This is a genomic window from Gottschalkiaceae bacterium SANA, from assembly GCA_036323355.1.
Classification (GTDB): domain Bacteria; phylum Bacillota; class Clostridia; order Tissierellales; family GPF-1; genus GPF-1.
The window spans coordinates 2,301,094-2,316,137 of sequence record AP028876.1; the positions used below are offsets into that span (position 1 = coordinate 2,301,094).

Annotated in this window: 17 protein-coding genes; 1 reads left to right on the forward strand and 16 read right to left on the reverse strand. The window is 41.4% G+C overall.

Annotated features, from left to right (window positions below; all coding sequences use genetic code 11):
• Positions 1-8 precede the first annotated feature (8 nt).
• From AC25CA_RS10980 to AC25CA_RS11020, 9 genes are all read right to left on the reverse strand, one after another.
• On the reverse strand, positions 9-830 hold the full coding sequence (locus AC25CA_RS10980; protein WP_486813867.1) for a carbohydrate ABC transporter permease: 822 nt from the start codon (positions 828-830) through the stop codon (positions 9-11).
• Positions 823-1,707 (reverse strand): carbohydrate ABC transporter permease, encoded by an 885-nt coding sequence (locus tag AC25CA_RS10985; protein ID WP_486813868.1) that lies wholly within the window; start codon positions 1,705-1,707, stop codon positions 823-825. Before AC25CA_RS10985 ends, AC25CA_RS10980 begins: the two co-directional genes overlap by 8 nt.
• A gap of 12 nt (positions 1,708-1,719) precedes the next feature.
• Entirely contained in the window at positions 1,720-2,745 is a 1,026-nt protein-coding gene (locus tag AC25CA_RS10990; protein WP_486813869.1) for a LacI family DNA-binding transcriptional regulator, read from the reverse strand.
• Between the two features lie 228 nt (positions 2,746-2,973).
• Positions 2,974-3,585: a LysE/ArgO family amino acid transporter gene (locus tag AC25CA_RS10995; RefSeq protein ID WP_486813870.1), complete on the reverse strand. Its 612-nt coding sequence runs from the start codon at positions 3,583-3,585 to the stop codon at positions 2,974-2,976.
• A gap of 15 nt (positions 3,586-3,600) precedes the next feature.
• Positions 3,601-4,746, reverse strand: a complete 1,146-nt coding sequence (locus AC25CA_RS11000) for a winged helix-turn-helix domain-containing protein (RefSeq protein ID WP_486813871.1) — start codon at positions 4,744-4,746, stop codon at positions 3,601-3,603.
• Positions 4,743-5,105 carry a RidA family protein gene (locus AC25CA_RS11005; protein ID WP_486813872.1) on the reverse strand — a complete coding sequence of 121 codons (363 nt, stop codon included), beginning with the start codon at positions 5,103-5,105 and terminating at the stop codon, positions 4,743-4,745. Before AC25CA_RS11005 ends, AC25CA_RS11000 begins: the two co-directional genes overlap by 4 nt.
• Positions 5,106-5,230: 125 nt before the next feature.
• On the reverse strand, positions 5,231-6,145 hold the full coding sequence (locus AC25CA_RS11010; protein WP_486813873.1) for an alpha/beta hydrolase fold domain-containing protein: 915 nt from the start codon (positions 6,143-6,145) through the stop codon (positions 5,231-5,233).
• Between the two features lie 86 nt (positions 6,146-6,231).
• Entirely contained in the window at positions 6,232-6,792 is a 561-nt protein-coding gene (locus AC25CA_RS11015; protein WP_486813874.1) for a flavodoxin family protein, read from the reverse strand.
• Positions 6,793-6,824: 32 nt separating this feature from the next.
• Entirely contained in the window at positions 6,825-7,721 is an 897-nt protein-coding gene (locus AC25CA_RS11020) for a DMT family transporter (RefSeq protein ID WP_486813875.1), read from the reverse strand.
• A 219-nt stretch (positions 7,722-7,940) separates the two neighbouring features.
• Between AC25CA_RS11020 and AC25CA_RS11025 the strand changes: the two genes are divergently transcribed.
• Positions 7,941-9,044: a metallophosphoesterase gene (locus AC25CA_RS11025; RefSeq protein ID WP_486813876.1), complete on the forward strand. Its 1,104-nt coding sequence runs from the start codon at positions 7,941-7,943 to the stop codon at positions 9,042-9,044.
• Positions 9,045-9,075: 31 nt separating this feature from the next.
• Here AC25CA_RS11025 and AC25CA_RS11030 read toward each other — a convergent pair whose 3' ends face one another.
• From AC25CA_RS11030 to AC25CA_RS11060, 7 genes are all read right to left on the reverse strand, one after another.
• Entirely contained in the window at positions 9,076-9,885 is an 810-nt protein-coding gene (locus tag AC25CA_RS11030) for a CPBP family intramembrane glutamic endopeptidase (RefSeq protein ID WP_486813877.1), read from the reverse strand.
• Between the two features lie 74 nt (positions 9,886-9,959).
• Positions 9,960-10,754, reverse strand: a complete 795-nt coding sequence (locus AC25CA_RS11035) for a MerR family transcriptional regulator (protein WP_486813878.1) — start codon at positions 10,752-10,754, stop codon at positions 9,960-9,962.
• Between the two features lie 137 nt (positions 10,755-10,891).
• Positions 10,892-11,158: a PspC domain-containing protein gene (locus AC25CA_RS11040; RefSeq protein WP_486813879.1), complete on the reverse strand. Its 267-nt coding sequence runs from the start codon at positions 11,156-11,158 to the stop codon at positions 10,892-10,894.
• 1 nt (position 11,159) lies between these two features.
• The gene (locus AC25CA_RS11045; protein WP_486813880.1) at positions 11,160-12,092 is read right to left on the reverse strand and encodes an SPFH domain-containing protein; all 933 of its coding nucleotides are present in this window, start codon (positions 12,090-12,092) and stop codon (positions 11,160-11,162) included.
• Positions 12,093-12,536, reverse strand: coding sequence for an NfeD family protein (locus AC25CA_RS11050; RefSeq protein ID WP_486813881.1), 444 nt, complete (start codon positions 12,534-12,536; stop codon positions 12,093-12,095). It abuts the gene before it with no gap.
• A 69-nt stretch (positions 12,537-12,605) separates the two neighbouring features.
• Positions 12,606-14,189: a hypothetical protein gene (locus tag AC25CA_RS11055; protein WP_486813882.1), complete on the reverse strand. Its 1,584-nt coding sequence runs from the start codon at positions 14,187-14,189 to the stop codon at positions 12,606-12,608.
• Positions 14,190-14,403: 214 nt separating this feature from the next.
• Complete coding sequence (locus tag AC25CA_RS11060; protein ID WP_486813883.1) at positions 14,404-14,883, reverse strand: helix-turn-helix domain-containing protein; 480 nt, start codon at positions 14,881-14,883, stop codon at positions 14,404-14,406.
• Positions 14,884-15,044 lie beyond the last annotated feature (161 nt).

Below are 15,044 nucleotides of genomic sequence, written 5' to 3' on the forward strand. Positions count from 1 at the left end.
TTCCTCCCTTATTTTAGACCCGTATGGGTCAAGCCTTTAATGATATACTTCTGCGTAAAGATGTACACAAACATCATGGGTACAATGCTGACGAGAGTCCCCGCCATTAACACATTCCAATCCGTCGTCCAACGTCCTTTCAAACTCGCCAATCCTAGCGGCAAGGTCATATGAGTCGTATCTGTGGTAATAATCAACGGCCACAAGAAATTGTTCCAGCTCGCCATAAATGCGAAGATGAACAAGGTTGCAAAGACTGGCTTAGCCAAATGAATGATGATCCGAAAGAAAATGGTGACATATCCAGCTCCATCGATAAAAGCTGCCTCTTCAATCGAGTTAGGAATCCCCTGAAAAAACTGCCTCATCAGGAAGGTTCCAAATGCGCTAAAGATCCCCGGTAAAATCAATGCTTGATAGGTATTTGCCCAGCCCAACATATTCATCATAATAAACAGTGGTGTCAGGGTTACCTGTTGCGGTACCATCAAGGTAGCAAGATACACATAGAAGAGAACCTCTCTTCCCTTAAACTGAATGCGTGCAAAGGCATAGCCTGCCATTGAGCAGATCAACACCTGAAAAAAGGTTGAGATCGCCGCCACGAAAATACTGTTGAAGAAAAATCGTCCCATCGGCACGGTTTCGAACACCTGCCGATAGCTATCCAATTTCGGATTTTCAGGAATCCATTTTGGCGGCAATACAAAGGTTACATTGGAACTCTTAAGTGATGTCGATAGCATCCACAAAAATGGTAAAATCATGGCAATTGCACCGATCGTTAAGAACAAGTACATCCCTATTTTTTTCATTCTACTTTTATTCATCGCTATACCCCCACTTCTTCTGCATCCGATTTTGTGCAAATGTGAAAGCGAAGATAATAATAAACAAGACCCATGAAATTGCTGAAGCGTATCCCATCTTATAGTAGCGGAATGCATTTAAGTAAATCTGTTGAACCATTACGCTGGTTGCACCCGCCGGTCCCCCTTCTGTCATAACCCAAACCTGATCAAATACTTGGAATGAATTGATTAAGGAGATCGTTACAACAAAGAAGGTCGTTGATGAGAGCATCGGCCAAGTAATATGACGAAATTTTTGCCATCCATTAACACCGTCAATGGCTGCTGCCTCATATAAATGATCGGGAATTTCTTGAAGACCCGCCAGATAAATGACCGTAATAAATCCAATATCTTTCCAAACCGAGGTTAAAATGACCCCGATCATAGCCCAATCGGCATCGACCAACCAACCCGGACCCGCAATTCCAATCAAGGAAAGCAAGTAGTTCACAATCCCATATTCTGGATTCAAGAGCCATTTCCAAATCATTGATACTGCAACCCAAGAGGTGATAACTGGGATAAAATACAGGGCCCGATAAAAGACAACTCCTTTTAACTTTTGATTGAGGAGCATGGCCACTCCCAATGAAATAATCATTACGCTTGGCAGGTATCCTGCTATAAATTGCAGGGTGTGCAATAGAGCACCATGAATATTGGGATCTCTGATGACCCGGCTATAATTCGCTAGTCCAACCCATTGAATGTCTCCAATTAAATCCCACTTTGTGAAGCTCAGCCCCAAGGATGAAACGATGGGTATAATAACAAACACCGTCATTCCAATTAGGCTGGGAAGCAAAAATATTGCAAGGGTTTTTGCTTTGTTCCATTTAGTAAATCCAACCATCTTGCACGCCTCCTATCGCTCAAACTCTTTCACGGTTCCCCGTTCAAGAATTGAGATCTCCATCCATTGTTCTTTCTCAACGGAATTGATCCCCTTATTCACAATTTCCAATACCGTCTCTGCCGCCCTGGCTCCCTTGGAGAATATATTTTGATTCACAGTTGTCAAGGCAGGATAGGTCATCTTGGAAATCGACAAGTTATCAAATCCAATGACACTCATTTCACTGGGTACATTCACCCCAGCATTGTGAAACCCTGTTAACACGCCTGTCGCAATCAAATCCGCTGTGCAACAGACCGCCGAAACATCCGGCAAGCCACAAATCTTTGCTGCGGCTTCCACACCCCATTCATAACTGACTGAATCCTCAAAAAGATATTCTTCCTTATAAGGAATTCCGCTTTCTTCAAGGGCTCGTATGTATCCGGCAAATCGCTTATCCGAAACTCCATTTTCCTTTAATTGCCCCGTTACCATGGCAATTTCTCGGTGCCCCTTATCAATCAGGTGCTTGGTTGCCAGATAGCCGCCCAACTCGTCGTCAATGCGCAAATGATGAAAATACTGATCCTCCACATAACTATCTATCAGCAAAACGGGCACCTTCACTTCTTTTAGCTGCTCGTAAAGCCCTTCCTTGTAGATGCCCAAAAGAACAATGGCATCCAAATTCCAGTTAACCAGCACATCCAAATACGTAGTGTCCTTATCCACCCCCGTCAGCATCATATAATAGCCTTCTGCTCGCAGCTTGTTTTCAATACCACTGATAAATTCTGAGTAGAATGGGTTTTCCAATAAGAATTGTCGATGTTCCTCTGTCTGAGGAATAATCACCCCAATCATCCGCGACCGCTTAGAAACCAAACTACGGGCTGAGAAATCCGGTACATAATTCAATTCCTCAATCACCGCGTTAATCTTTCGAATGGTGTCGCTCGACACCTTGCCATGTCGGCCGTTAATCACATTGGAAACCGTAGTGGGTGATACCGCCACACGCTTCGCTATGTCTTTAATCGTTACTTTCGCCATAATGCCTCCTTCTAGGTTTAACGTTAAACGTACCGGTAAAAAGAATAGCTATTCCAAATAGCCCTCATTACGTTTAACGTTAAACCTACCTTCAAAAAAAATAAAACCCCTTACGTTCGAAACGTTTTCTTGTTTTAATCATAAGGGGTTTTTTTTAGGTTTGTCAAGTGGTTTTGCAAAGTTCTTTTCTTCATACAATAAAGCATTCATAAACGAATTTCTCTTAAACTATCTCACCATCGCAATAAATGAAAGAATCAACTTCATTCCGTACGCCATCAAAATTCCCCCACAAACCACATTGATGCCTTTGAGAATTCTTGTAGTGAAGTTCTTTTTAAACAAGGTCGTTGCGATGGCAAGCCCCATAAACCAGATAAAAGACGCCAATGCCACACCAATAATAAAGGAATTAATGGCCTGAGTCGGCAAGGAAGCCCGAAAGCCTCCAAATAAAAGAGTGCCGTCAATAATCGCCTGTGGATTTGCCCAGGTTACCAAGAAGGCCGAGGCAATAATCTTTGGCACTGACTCATCCAGTTTGACTTCTTGATCTTCCTCAATCTTGCTGCGGATTAAATTAAACCCAATGGCAGCAACCGCGACTCCACCAAAGAGTAAAATGCCTTGCTTTAGCAGCTGATACTTTTGCAGTACCCCACCAATTCCGTAGAAGCACAAGAGGGCCAGCGCGATATCAAAAAAGATCACAATCATACTGACAAGAAAGGCATCCTTTGGGCGCTTTCTCAATCCTGTGTTGATGACATATAAATTCTGCATCCCTATGGGAGCGACATAAGAGATTCCCAATACAAATCCCTGTAAGATAAATGACAATTCCACCACTCCTCTCTAGACCATTATTTCTGAAAATTGCTTGACCTGATCTCTCACTCTTTTTTTATTCTCTTTGGTATGATCCGCCTTGTCTTCCCACCAGATATTCAGAATCTCCATTTTCTTTTTCTTACGATTCCGCTTGATTTCGATTCGGCCAATAAAGCGGTCACCGAGTAAAATTGGCAATACATAATAGCCAAACTTTCGGTCGACGATTGGTGTATAGATCTCCCACTTATAGGAAAAATCAAAAAGTTCTTCAATCATTTTTCTATCCCAGATCAAATTGTCCAAGGGTGCGACAAATTCTAAGCGGTCTGATTCTTCAACGCCTGCTATTACCTGATTCATCAAAGCCTGATCATCGGCTAAATAATAATAGGGCAGTTTACAGTCTTCAACCTCGATTTCCCGAATTTTCTTTTCTTCCAGCAAAGTGGTGAACACTTGGCCCCGCTCCTTGGCTTTTAGGCCATCGATCCCAATATAGGCATAACTATTGTTTGCGTGCAACAACCCCACACCGCCGATTCTTCTTAATACCTTCCAGCACCATTGCTCATGACGGGTTCGGTTGGGGTTCTCCGCTTCCAATACTTCTTTTTGAATATGACGTTCTGGAAGGTCATAGTACTTCCTGGTGTTCTGTTTGCGGCTGATGACTAGTCTTCCCTGATCGTAGAGCGTATCCAGTACAGCCCTTGCCAGGCTGCTTGGTACACCCCAATACCAGTCCACTTTGCCCTGCATGGACAGATCTTTTGAATTTACTTCTCCATTTTCTTTAATATAGGCGATCACCTCATCCATTGCTTGCGGAATGGCTTGATGACTCTTCTTTCCCGTAAATGCCCACTCTCTCTGAAAAGAGAAATATGGCCAGTCTTCACGCAGGCAGATACTCATATTCTTGTCAAACCAATCGATGAGCACCCTGTCTTTGTACAAAAGGTCATAAACCTGGCTTTTTTCAAATCCTTCCACTCTAGATTGCAGTACAAGCTCATGGTTTTTGCCGCAAACATCGATTGGATCGAATTGCACACAGGCCGCTTGTTGCACGAATTCAAGAATGCCTGTTTTTCCATGAAATTTTTTTGATCCATACAGTCCCTGTTTTAACAACAAAAACTGCCTGGCTTGCTTTTTTGTAATCATTTTTTGTCCTCTTTATAGGCCACACCATCCATCATACACAAACATCTCTCATCAAAGAAATCTGTTGTGAGTGTCATTCTCGCTGGCGGATGCTCCCCAAAAACCTCTGTAAACACATCGCATGCCTCTCGCAAATCTTTGATATTCCTTAAATAAAGGTTGATTTGAATGATTTCCTGCAAGGACGCTCCAGCTTGTTCAAGGGTTTCTTGCATGGATTCGAAGGTCTTTCGCATTTGATAGGCAACATTTTGTTCTGCATATCCCCCTGCATGATGAGCCAGATAAATAAATCCGCCTGCCTCCACACAGGAAGCGCATGTGTCATCCCCGCAATGAGTCGGGTATCGATTAATCATGTCTTTTTTCCCCCTTAATCTCATTCTTCCTTTTCTTTATTCTACCATGTGTCGGTTTGTTTCATTTGGAAATTTTCCATTCTTTGTATATAACAAGCCATTCGATTGCTCGAATGGCTTGTCAATTACTCGTGGCGTATTAAAAAAGTTTTCATCAGCTGAAAGGCAAAATTACTTTCTTCAAATGGCATGATTGCCCAAACATGCGGCATAAATGCGTAGCGAAATCCTTCGATGGGCAAATCCTGTTCTTCCGCAATTTGCAAAAGTTCCGCGCATTCTGGTTCTAGAATTTCGTGTGTACCAAAATAGACTTGAATCTCTCCTAAATCATGCAAATCACCAAAGATCGGAGAAATCAAGGGATTGGTTCGATCGTCTCCTTTGGAATAGGCCTTGGCCACATCCTCCAAGATCTTTTTAGAAAGCAAGTCGTCTTTCGCTTCCGCTTCTTCCAATTTGGGATGGGTCATGGTCAGATCGACCCATGGCGAATAAAGCACCACTTTTCTTGGCCGTCTTTCAACCCCTTTGTCTCTTAACACTTGTGCAAATGACAAGGCCAAACCACCCCCTGCTGAATCACCCATCAAAACAAAGTCATCTTCCGGATAATTACTCATCAAAAGTTGAAATCCTTCAGAGACTACATGATGGGTGTCACGATAACAAAAATCAGGTGCTGTCGGGTAGTCGATAAAGGTAACACGTCCACCCAAATCGCGTAATAATTTGTCGATAAAATACCAATGCAAGGTAGAACCTTGGGATACATAACCGCCGCCATGCAAGTATAAGATATGTCGATTTGATTGATTGTCTTCCTTCCACATGGTGATCATTTGATGCTGCTGAATCCACTCTCGATCAAATTGATAGGCACGGCGAAATAAATACGGAGGCAAATTTTCGATTTCTGATTCCTCCAAGGGAAAATGATCATCAAACAGTTTTCTGTTTTGCATACGGCTCAAGGCATTCATGGCATTGAGCATAAATCGGGTCGACCCACTGATTTCTGTAAAATCCGTTAGTTTCATTATGCACTCCCCTCCTCTATCAAGTACTCTCATTTTACCAAATCACTTCTGTGATAAAAAGAAAACCACTTAAAAGTGGCTTTTCTTTATACCGTTAATAATCTTCTTCCAAGCTCATAAACATCGTTTAATGCCTGATCATTCTCTGCAACCGCATCTGGTCGCATTTTTGTTGACACCCCATACACCTGTACCAAGTCTGTCTTTGTATAATTGGCAAGATACTCCATAATGCCAACCAAGTTCACAGCACCGGAATCCTCTTCATCATCACCGCCATAAGTCATCAGCAATACGATTTTCTTTCCTCGCCATTTTTCAAATGGAACAGCATAAAGTCGATCAATAAAGGCTTTCATCTGTGCAGTCATGCTAAAAAAATAAATAGGCGTAGCAAAAACAAGAATGTTTGCTTCCTCAAAATAATCATAAAGCTCAGTCATATCATCCTTGATGGCACAATGCTTGATTTTTCCCAAATCACAACTCATGCAAGCCGAACAAGCTTGAATCTTCTTCTCCTGAAGAAAGATCTCGGTAATCTCACTACCTGGCTGACCCTCCAGTAAACCTTTTTCATACATGTGTAAGAGCGTAGCCGTATTTCCATTTCGAATTGGACTTGCCAGTATAGAAAGCACCTTCATTTTCGACCCCCCATGGTTTAATCCTTAGGCCATTAAGAGGCCTCTTCATATTTTGGAAAGAGAAACTGAAACACCAGTTTTGTATTGACCGCTAAGCCAAAGAACAGCACAATCAATCCGAAACCTTGAATCATAGTGATCTGCTCATGTAAAACAAACAAGCCAAGAAGCGTTGCCGTCAATGGTTCTACTAGGGTTAAGGTTACAGCCGTTGGCGCATCCACGGATTGAAGTCCACGCGCGAACAAGGTGAATGCTAGGGCAGCTGAAAAAACACCCAAATGCAAGACTACCATGCTTCCTCGTATACTCCATACCCAAGTCAGATCACTCATCAATAAAAAGGGAAGTAAAATCATTCCAGAGACTAAAAACATAAGTCCATTAGCCAGTTGATTGGGCCCCAAAACTAAAACTTTTTGTGCCGCTTTCACATATAAGGCATAAACCATTCCTGCAAGTAAAGAACAAATTACACCCATCACATCCAATTGAATGGTAGGATCAACACCGATTAATAAAAGACATCCTAAAAGAGAAATCATTGTCGATACTTTCCATTGTAAACTGAGTTGATTCCCGGTCATCTTATCAATCATTCCTGAAAAAACAGGTGCGCTTCCAATGGCGATCAATGTTCCAATCGCGACCCCCGATCTCTGAACACCCGTAAAAAATAGTGGCTGATAGGCCGCTATGCAAACTGAAGCCAGCAATATAAATTTCTTTCTTGGAATATTTCCAATATGAAAGCGCTGTTTGACTAAGGGAATCATCACCATAATGACACCACCTAAAATCATGCGTATCGCCCCGATAGAAAGGGGACCCGCCCCAGAGGGAGCAAATGCTTGCGCAGTACCCGTTGTTCCCCAAAGAATGGCAGCAAGTGCCACAAATCCATATCCGCTATTCCGACGCTCTTTCATTTACATCTTCCTCTACTTTCTGCACATTTACCTGTCTAGACGTAAATTCCGTCGATTACAATTCTGACTATGTTGAATTGATTCATTGTAATATGATCACTTGAGTTTATTGGGTCATAAATATTGATTCGATCATATAATACTTCAGAATAATAGGCAAATACCTTGACATCAAATTCCTCGAACTATACGATTATAAGCAACTACGGAGGAACTGTAATGAATGACATCAGAAAACCCATTATCAAACTTCAAACGAACGACAACTACAGAATCATAGCGATCAGTGATATTCATGCTCATGCAGACCATTTTCAAACCATGCTTACGCAACTTGCAATGGCTGAAGATGATATTCTAGTCATTGTCGGCGATTTTATTAATCGCGGACCTTCAAGTCTAAAAACGGTCCAATTAATCAAAGAGATTCAAACACGTCCAAATACGTATATATTGAAAGGAAACCATGAATCCTTTGTCTATGGCTCTTTGATGGACGAATCTCGTACCGATCGTTTTCTTCGATTTCTCCAGCATACGTATTACCCAACCATCGTACACGAAATGGCAAAAGAGACAGGCTTTGATCTCGCTTCCTGTCCCGATGGGAAAACACTTCGTGACCATGTGTTGAATCACTTTATGCCGCTTTTAGAAGATTTAAATCAACTGCCGATCATGCTTGAAAATGAGGATTTCATCTTCGTTCATGGCGGCTATGAACCTGGCTTGGATCCGATGAAAGATGAATCTAAATTCTTGAAATACGACAACTATAATGAACTTAGTGGCATCAATACCAAACCAGTCGTTGTCGGGCACTGGCCTGCCAGTAATCTTCGAAGTGATTCTTTCACCAACGTTCCCTTGTTCAATACTGAGAAAAAGATCATTACCATTGATGGCGGACTGGGTGTGAAATCATCTGGAGAGCTTAATGCCTTAATCATCGAAAAGAAGAATGGCGAGATTACCTACCATCATCGACAAGTGAACGACTTCAAACAAGCAACCATAAAAGAAACTCATCAGTTTCAAATTGAAGATCCAATCTATGTTTCGTTTCCACATTTTGAAGTGGATATCGTTCTAGAACAGAAGGACTTTGTTCTTTGCACCCATCAACACACAAAGAAACCCTTGTCTGTCTTTCCCTCTCTGCTTGAAAAAGAAGATGGGCAATACAGAATTAAAACAACCTATATCAACAAGTTCTTTACTCTACCCATCGGTCAAAAGGTCGAAGTCTGTCAAACCTTTGAAGATTGCGCCCTGGTGAAAGTGAACGAGGAGTTTGGATGGATACTCAGCAGCCAATTATAATGAAGAGCCACCCCGAAGGGTGACTCTTACTTTATGCGGTTTCAATAGACCGCCTGACTTTATACAATGCCTGTTTCGGATTCACCGCAACCAATACCAAAGCAAACAAGCCATATGCGGTCGCCGTATATACTAAAATGTCCAGCAGATCTCCTTGATTTAAGGCCAACAAAAAATTAAATGATTGATGAATAATAATTGGAACGATCAGATTATGATTCAAATTATAAAATACCGTTATAATCACCGAAATTCCAAGTACAGCAATCATAAACAAGACACTATACTTGACAAGCTCTAATCCGACATATCCTGAAAAGAACCAAAGCGGTGTATGCCAAAATCCCCAGAGGACCCCGATTATAAGCGCAGCTTTTATGGAACTCATTTTCTTCTGCAGTTCATTAAGGGCGTATCCTCTCCACCCAAGTTCCTCCCCAAGAGAACCTCTCGCAAGCAAATCAAAAAATGTAAGAATAAGCATTCCCATTCCTGGCAAAGAAAGTGCCAAGTTTAATTTTGCACCCGAGAATCCTTTGGCTATTAGAAAAATCAAAATCTGAATGATGGTCACAATGATAATGATTGAGATTTTGATTCTTGGTTCAAATTGCCTTTTCACATAATCTTTTATTTTGTCACCGGGAACATTTTTTTTAAAAAGAAGCAAAAACGCGAATGTTGACGACCATGCAGCAACAATCTGCATGCCATATAAAATACTTTCTGGAAGCCCAAGCATCATACCAAATCCAATACTTGCTAAAAAGAGCCAGAAAATCAGATTGCTCAAAAGAACAAATCGAACAAACGGCCTTTTTGTAAATATTGCGATTTTCATTTTAAAACACCCCTTCAAACTGAATTTCTTACACCTTCAGTCTAAACCTGTGGCTTAGGCCCTAGTCAAATCTTTTATTCAATCGGTGCATACAATTCTAAAAAAATACGCTCCAGTCCATCTTTATATGCCGTCATCAGGGTACTTACATAGACCACACCCTTCAGTTTATACCCACTCTCGAATGCGATTTTCCTTAATTGATCACCCACTTGCTCATCAATCCGTGCTCCTCCCGTTGTATATCGCCCGTCTTCTATAATGGTGTAGAGACATCTTGGATGCGCCCAGACTTCCTCTTCAACCGTCTTCTCAACTGGATCAAGCTCTCGACCAACAACAAATTTATCTTCAATAATTCCTCTTTCATCAAATCGAATAACCCGCCATAAATCCGTTACTGTGACTGCTTTTTTCACACTTCTCGTATTCTTTTTAAGAATATCATACTCATCATAGGCCGTGAACTCAGAGATCTCCCCCTTCACCACAAAGGGTTTCAATTCTCGAATGGAATACTCGCCGACATGATGCATAATTTTTTTGCAATCATTCCTCACGCATTGAATGCGTTCCAACAAAAGTCGCTTACTTTCCAAGTCTGCACGAAGTCGTTCTTCCTTGTCTTGCAAGATTAATTCGATCTCTTCGATACCCGGGCTCTGTCTAATCTCTTGAATTTTCTTGATCTCCAGTTCGATTTCTCGGTAGAAATTGGTTGTTAACACATCATAAATATCGAAATGACTATATTGTCGATATCCATTTTCCTCATTCTGTTTGGGATTGACCAATCCCTTTTCCTCGTAAAACTTTAAGGTATCACGTGTTATGCCCAAAAATTTGGCTACTTGTCCGATCGTATACATGCAACCCCTCCCACCTCATTATCATTAACTTGCAATTTATCTTCTCCACATCCATTTACCCGAAATTAAATTCAGAAAAACATTTGACTCCTTTCACAAAAAAATCCCTCGGATTTCTCCAAGGGATTAAAAAATTCTTATTCTGATTCAAAATAGCCAGCATCTTTTGCACGCCGCATTTCAGCTGATAATTCATCTTCTCGCAATACATTTACAACATCGCGCCTCTCTGGCAATAGGATCCAGCAAGCCAGATACAACCAAAATCCAAAACTTGCTGCAAAAACCAATACCAGACAAATGATACGGACAATGGCCACATCGAGTTTAAAAGAGTCCGCAATTCCTGCACATACACCAGCAATTTTCCCTTTTTTTGAATCCCGATAAAATCTTCCTGCCATCTTAGTTCTCCTCTGTTTCCACCACGCCTTTCAAGGATGCTGCCAATCCAGCCAACCCTTGAATCTCGGATGGGATAATAATCTTTGTTGCTTGTCCATCAGCTACCTTCGCTAATGCCTCAAAGGATTTCAATGTCAAAACAGCTTGATCTGTCTTCGCTTCTTTCAACATCTTCAAGCCTTCAGCCGTTGCGCTTTGAACCTTCAAAATCGCTTCTGCTTCCCCTTCGGCCTCTCGAATTGCAGCTTCACGGTTCGCTTCGGCACGTAGAATCATCGATCGTTTTTCCGCTTCTGCTTTCAAAATTTCTGATTCCTTGTCTCCTTCAGCAACCAAGATTGTCGATCTTTTCTCGCCTTCAGCACGTAAAATGGATTCACGACGCTGACGTTCAGCCTTCATCTGTTTCTCCATGGCATCTTGAATTTCAGCTGGTGGCAAAATATTTTTCAATTCTACCCGGTTCACTTTAATGCCCCATGGATCTGTGGCTTCATCCAAAATCGAACGCATCTTGGTGTTAATCGTATCTCGGGAAGTTAATGTTTCATCCAGTTCCAAATCCCCGATGATATTACGAAGAGTGGTTGCCGTCAAGTTTTCAATGGCTGCTATTGGATGGCTTACCCCATAGGTATAGGCCTTTGGATCTGTAATTTGATAATAAATCACCGTATCAATCTGCATGGTGACATTATCTTTGGTAATTACTGGTTGTGGCGGAAAATCCACAACTTGCTCTTTTAAAGAAACCTTGTTCGCGATACGATCAAGCAGGGGAATTTTGATATGCAATCCAACACTCCATGTGCCCTGATAAGCCCCCAAACGCTCCAATACAAACCCATAGGCTTGTGGTACAATGCGAATATTTGTTGCGATTAATGAAATAACAACTGCGACAATAACAATAAAACCAATAAATCCACCCATCTATACTTCCTCCTTCTCAGCTCGTTTTACGACGAGCTTAACCCCTTGAATTTCCAAAACACGTACCTTTTCTCCAACTGCCAAACTTGCATCGCTAACAGCCGTCCAAATTTGTGAATTCACTTTAATCTGGCCTGTCCTGCTCAGCGGTTCAATCGGTTTCAATACGAACCCTTGCTGTCCAACCAAGGCATCTGCATTGGTGCGATGGCGCCCGATCTTCAATCCCTTCACTGCAAATGGTCGAATACCAATCAACAAACCTAGCGAAACCAACAAAAACACGGTGATCTGTACCATAATAGAGCCCACTGCTAATGATACCAACCATGCCGCCAAAGCCCCAAAAGCGAACCATACACTTGTCAGTCCCAGCGATGCCGCCTCTATTCCTATCGCTGCAACCATAAGAATCAGCCATCCATATTGCTGTAAAAGTTCCATATAACCCCTCCTTTATTTCAAGCCTAGTTTCCTTTCCCTTTTGTCAATAAGATAAGGATTTGATTCATTTTACTCGATCGACTGATTTTCAAAATTTATTGCATCAATCTTCTCTGTTTCTTCTGTTTTCAAATATGAAATTACCACTTGATCTCCAGATTCTGTCAAAGCGATCATTGGATATTGATCCGATGAAACGGTGAACAAAGTGTCATTGCCTGTTATTTTTACCAAGAAGTATCCATCTCCAATTGCCCCAACACGAGATACAAGGCCTGTTGCCTTTTCCAAGGAATCAAACTGATCACTCAATGCATTACTGCTAGATCCTTCGGAAATCAAAATGCGATTGTATGCCATCTGAGCATCACGCAGGGTTTTTCCCCAGGCAACTGCACGATAGTTTTTCACGGATGCCATGGCATATCCTACAACATTCCCACTATTGCCTTTCAACGTGGATAAATAGGTTGGTTCTCCATTAATGTTGACTAGATATGGATATTTCGCCGTATAGCCTGCATTTTGAACCAGCTCTTCCATCAAGCCCATGGCCTTTTGTTCAGTTGAACCCGAAATTCGATTGTATTGTGCTTGGCTGGTCCTGGGGTTATAAATGATGAATCCTGTGGTCGCTTCATCTCCACCGTAGGATGTGATCCCTGAATAGAAGAATAGATTGCCGTCTTTAAACACATATCCAATTCCATCGGTGAATTTTAACTTACCCGTATCAGAGGGGTTCCACCATCCATTCACATATCTTCCCCAATCACTTAAATGCTCTGAAAAGATCTTCATGGACGATACTCGGTCCACCCAGCTTGGTTCTTCCCCTCTTGCAAAGAACTCAACGTCTTTGCTTGCAGGATCTACGATCACGACACCCACTACATTTTTTGTAGACAAGCCCGTCTTATGTGTATACGCGGTGATGACCCATTGTGGATGACCATCTTCATCTTCCTCAAAGGAATAATCCGTAAGTGCAATATCCTTATACTTTGCATAAACCACACGCTTTAAGTCATCAGAAAAATAAGCTGACGGTGCAATCGTGAATTCATTGTCCACAAAGATAGCATCTCCCGTCGTTGCATTCACCTTAATATATCCAGGAATCGATTGATTCTTCATATATTTGAAAAATCCAGAATGCTCCAATGGAAACAACCAAAAAGGTTTCCCTTGAATCACTGACAAGGTGCCATAATCTTTTGAAATGGTATACATGGATCCCAAAGAAGGATCCTTTTCTGTAATCAGTTTTTCTCCAAATCGAATGGCATCCGATTCATCCCAAATAATCAAATTATCCATATCCACATTGGGTACCGTTTCATCAAAAACGACTTCTTCCACATCCAGCATTCCATATTTTGCTTCGGCTCGAAAAATTCCAGATGAAGCAATCGATCCAAATACCAAATAGGCAAGGGATAATCCAAAGATCACACCACCTATCTTTGCATGCTTGTGGGTCATGGCTTTCCGATCTTGGGTCAAATATCCCACCCCGATAAATAGTATGGAAAAAATCATGATCAAAAGTACAATGCCAGCAAAACTGAAGCTCAATACAGGAAGTACGAGCAGAGAAATAAGTAAAATAACAATCGCTCCAACAATAGAAGCTTTTATCATATGTTTCATGGTTTCCTCACTTTCTAACTTTTATGTATTTTGCGAACGCGATTCGCAAGTCGGTGTAAGGCAATACCTGTTCCACCGGTGATACTCATATTATAGAAAATCTTACGCATTCCCTCCATACAATAAATGCTAGATTTTCCCTGTGATAAATGCACAATTGCAACTTTTCACAAGGAAATCTAGCATCCGTTAGTTCAAATCATTTTTATTGCTTTTACTCCAGGCTTTCATAGCGTAAAGAACGCTTTTCAATTTCAATTTCTATATCACTCAACAATTTCTGAATATCCTTGATTTGTGGAATCATATTACGAAGCTTTACAATTTCCTTCTCATCAACAATTCCATCAGATAGAATTTCAAATAACTCAGTTTTAAATACATCCAAAACTCGATTGGCATTAATCAAGCCATATCCAGATTCGAAAAGTGTTTTGGGTGCGCTATAGGGATGGTCTTCCTTGCCAATCAAACAGCACTCCGAACAATACTTTCTTCGCAATGCTGGGTTTTCGTACACCTTGCTCATGGCATGTACCACATCCGGATTGGGTTCGCTCTCCCCATTCTCATATCGCCCCAAGGTTGCAACGCTAATATGTAATCTCTCAACAGCCTCTTCACGGCTCATGGGGTTTGGATTTTCATCATTGTATTTTTCACGCGCTTCGCGATAGATATTCTCTTTTTTCATTTCACGACCACCCTTATATTTTCTTGACCATACAATCTATCTTACCATAAATTAGAAACATCCATCGAATAATCGCTTTGTTTTCAGATATATTTAAGATTCACTTGAAACCCTTTCGATGAATGCATTAGACAAAGCGAGCATGAACGTCACTAGTTCCT

Bases quoted from the DNA above. Each gene is read 5' to 3' on its own strand.
- AC25CA_RS10980 (WP_486813867.1), bottom strand. From the start codon at position 830: ATGAATAAAAGTAGAATGAAAAAAATAGGGATGTACTTGTTCTTAACG.
- AC25CA_RS10985 (WP_486813868.1), bottom strand. From the start codon at position 1,707: ATGGTTGGATTTACTAAATGGAACAAAGCAAAAACCCTTGCAATATTT.
- AC25CA_RS10990 (WP_486813869.1), bottom strand. From the start codon at position 2,745: ATGGCGAAAGTAACGATTAAAGACATAGCGAAGCGTGTGGCGGTATCA.
- AC25CA_RS11000 (WP_486813871.1), bottom strand. From the start codon at position 4,746: ATGATTACAAAAAAGCAAGCCAGGCAGTTTTTGTTGTTAAAACAGGGA.
- AC25CA_RS11005 (WP_486813872.1), bottom strand. From the start codon at position 5,105: ATGATTAATCGATACCCGACTCATTGCGGGGATGACACATGCGCTTCC.
- AC25CA_RS11010 (WP_486813873.1), bottom strand. From the start codon at position 6,145: ATGAAACTAACGGATTTTACAGAAATCAGTGGGTCGACCCGATTTATG.
- AC25CA_RS11015 (WP_486813874.1), bottom strand. From the start codon at position 6,792: ATGAAGGTGCTTTCTATACTGGCAAGTCCAATTCGAAATGGAAATACG.
- AC25CA_RS11020 (WP_486813875.1), bottom strand. From the start codon at position 7,721: ATGAAAGAGCGTCGGAATAGCGGATATGGATTTGTGGCACTTGCTGCC.
- AC25CA_RS11025 (WP_486813876.1), top strand. From the start codon at position 7,941: ATGAATGACATCAGAAAACCCATTATCAAACTTCAAACGAACGACAAC.
- AC25CA_RS11030 (WP_486813877.1), bottom strand. From the start codon at position 9,885: ATGAAAATCGCAATATTTACAAAAAGGCCGTTTGTTCGATTTGTTCTT.
- AC25CA_RS11035 (WP_486813878.1), bottom strand. From the start codon at position 10,754: ATGTATACGATCGGACAAGTAGCCAAATTTTTGGGCATAACACGTGAT.
- AC25CA_RS11040 (WP_486813879.1), bottom strand. From the start codon at position 11,158: ATGGCAGGAAGATTTTATCGGGATTCAAAAAAAGGGAAAATTGCTGGT.
- AC25CA_RS11045 (WP_486813880.1), bottom strand. From the start codon at position 12,092: ATGGGTGGATTTATTGGTTTTATTGTTATTGTCGCAGTTGTTATTTCA.
- AC25CA_RS11050 (WP_486813881.1), bottom strand. From the start codon at position 12,536: ATGGAACTTTTACAGCAATATGGATGGCTGATTCTTATGGTTGCAGCG.
- AC25CA_RS11055 (WP_486813882.1), bottom strand. From the start codon at position 14,189: ATGAAACATATGATAAAAGCTTCTATTGTTGGAGCGATTGTTATTTTA.
- AC25CA_RS11060 (WP_486813883.1), bottom strand. From the start codon at position 14,883: ATGAAAAAAGAGAATATCTATCGCGAAGCGCGTGAAAAATACAATGAT.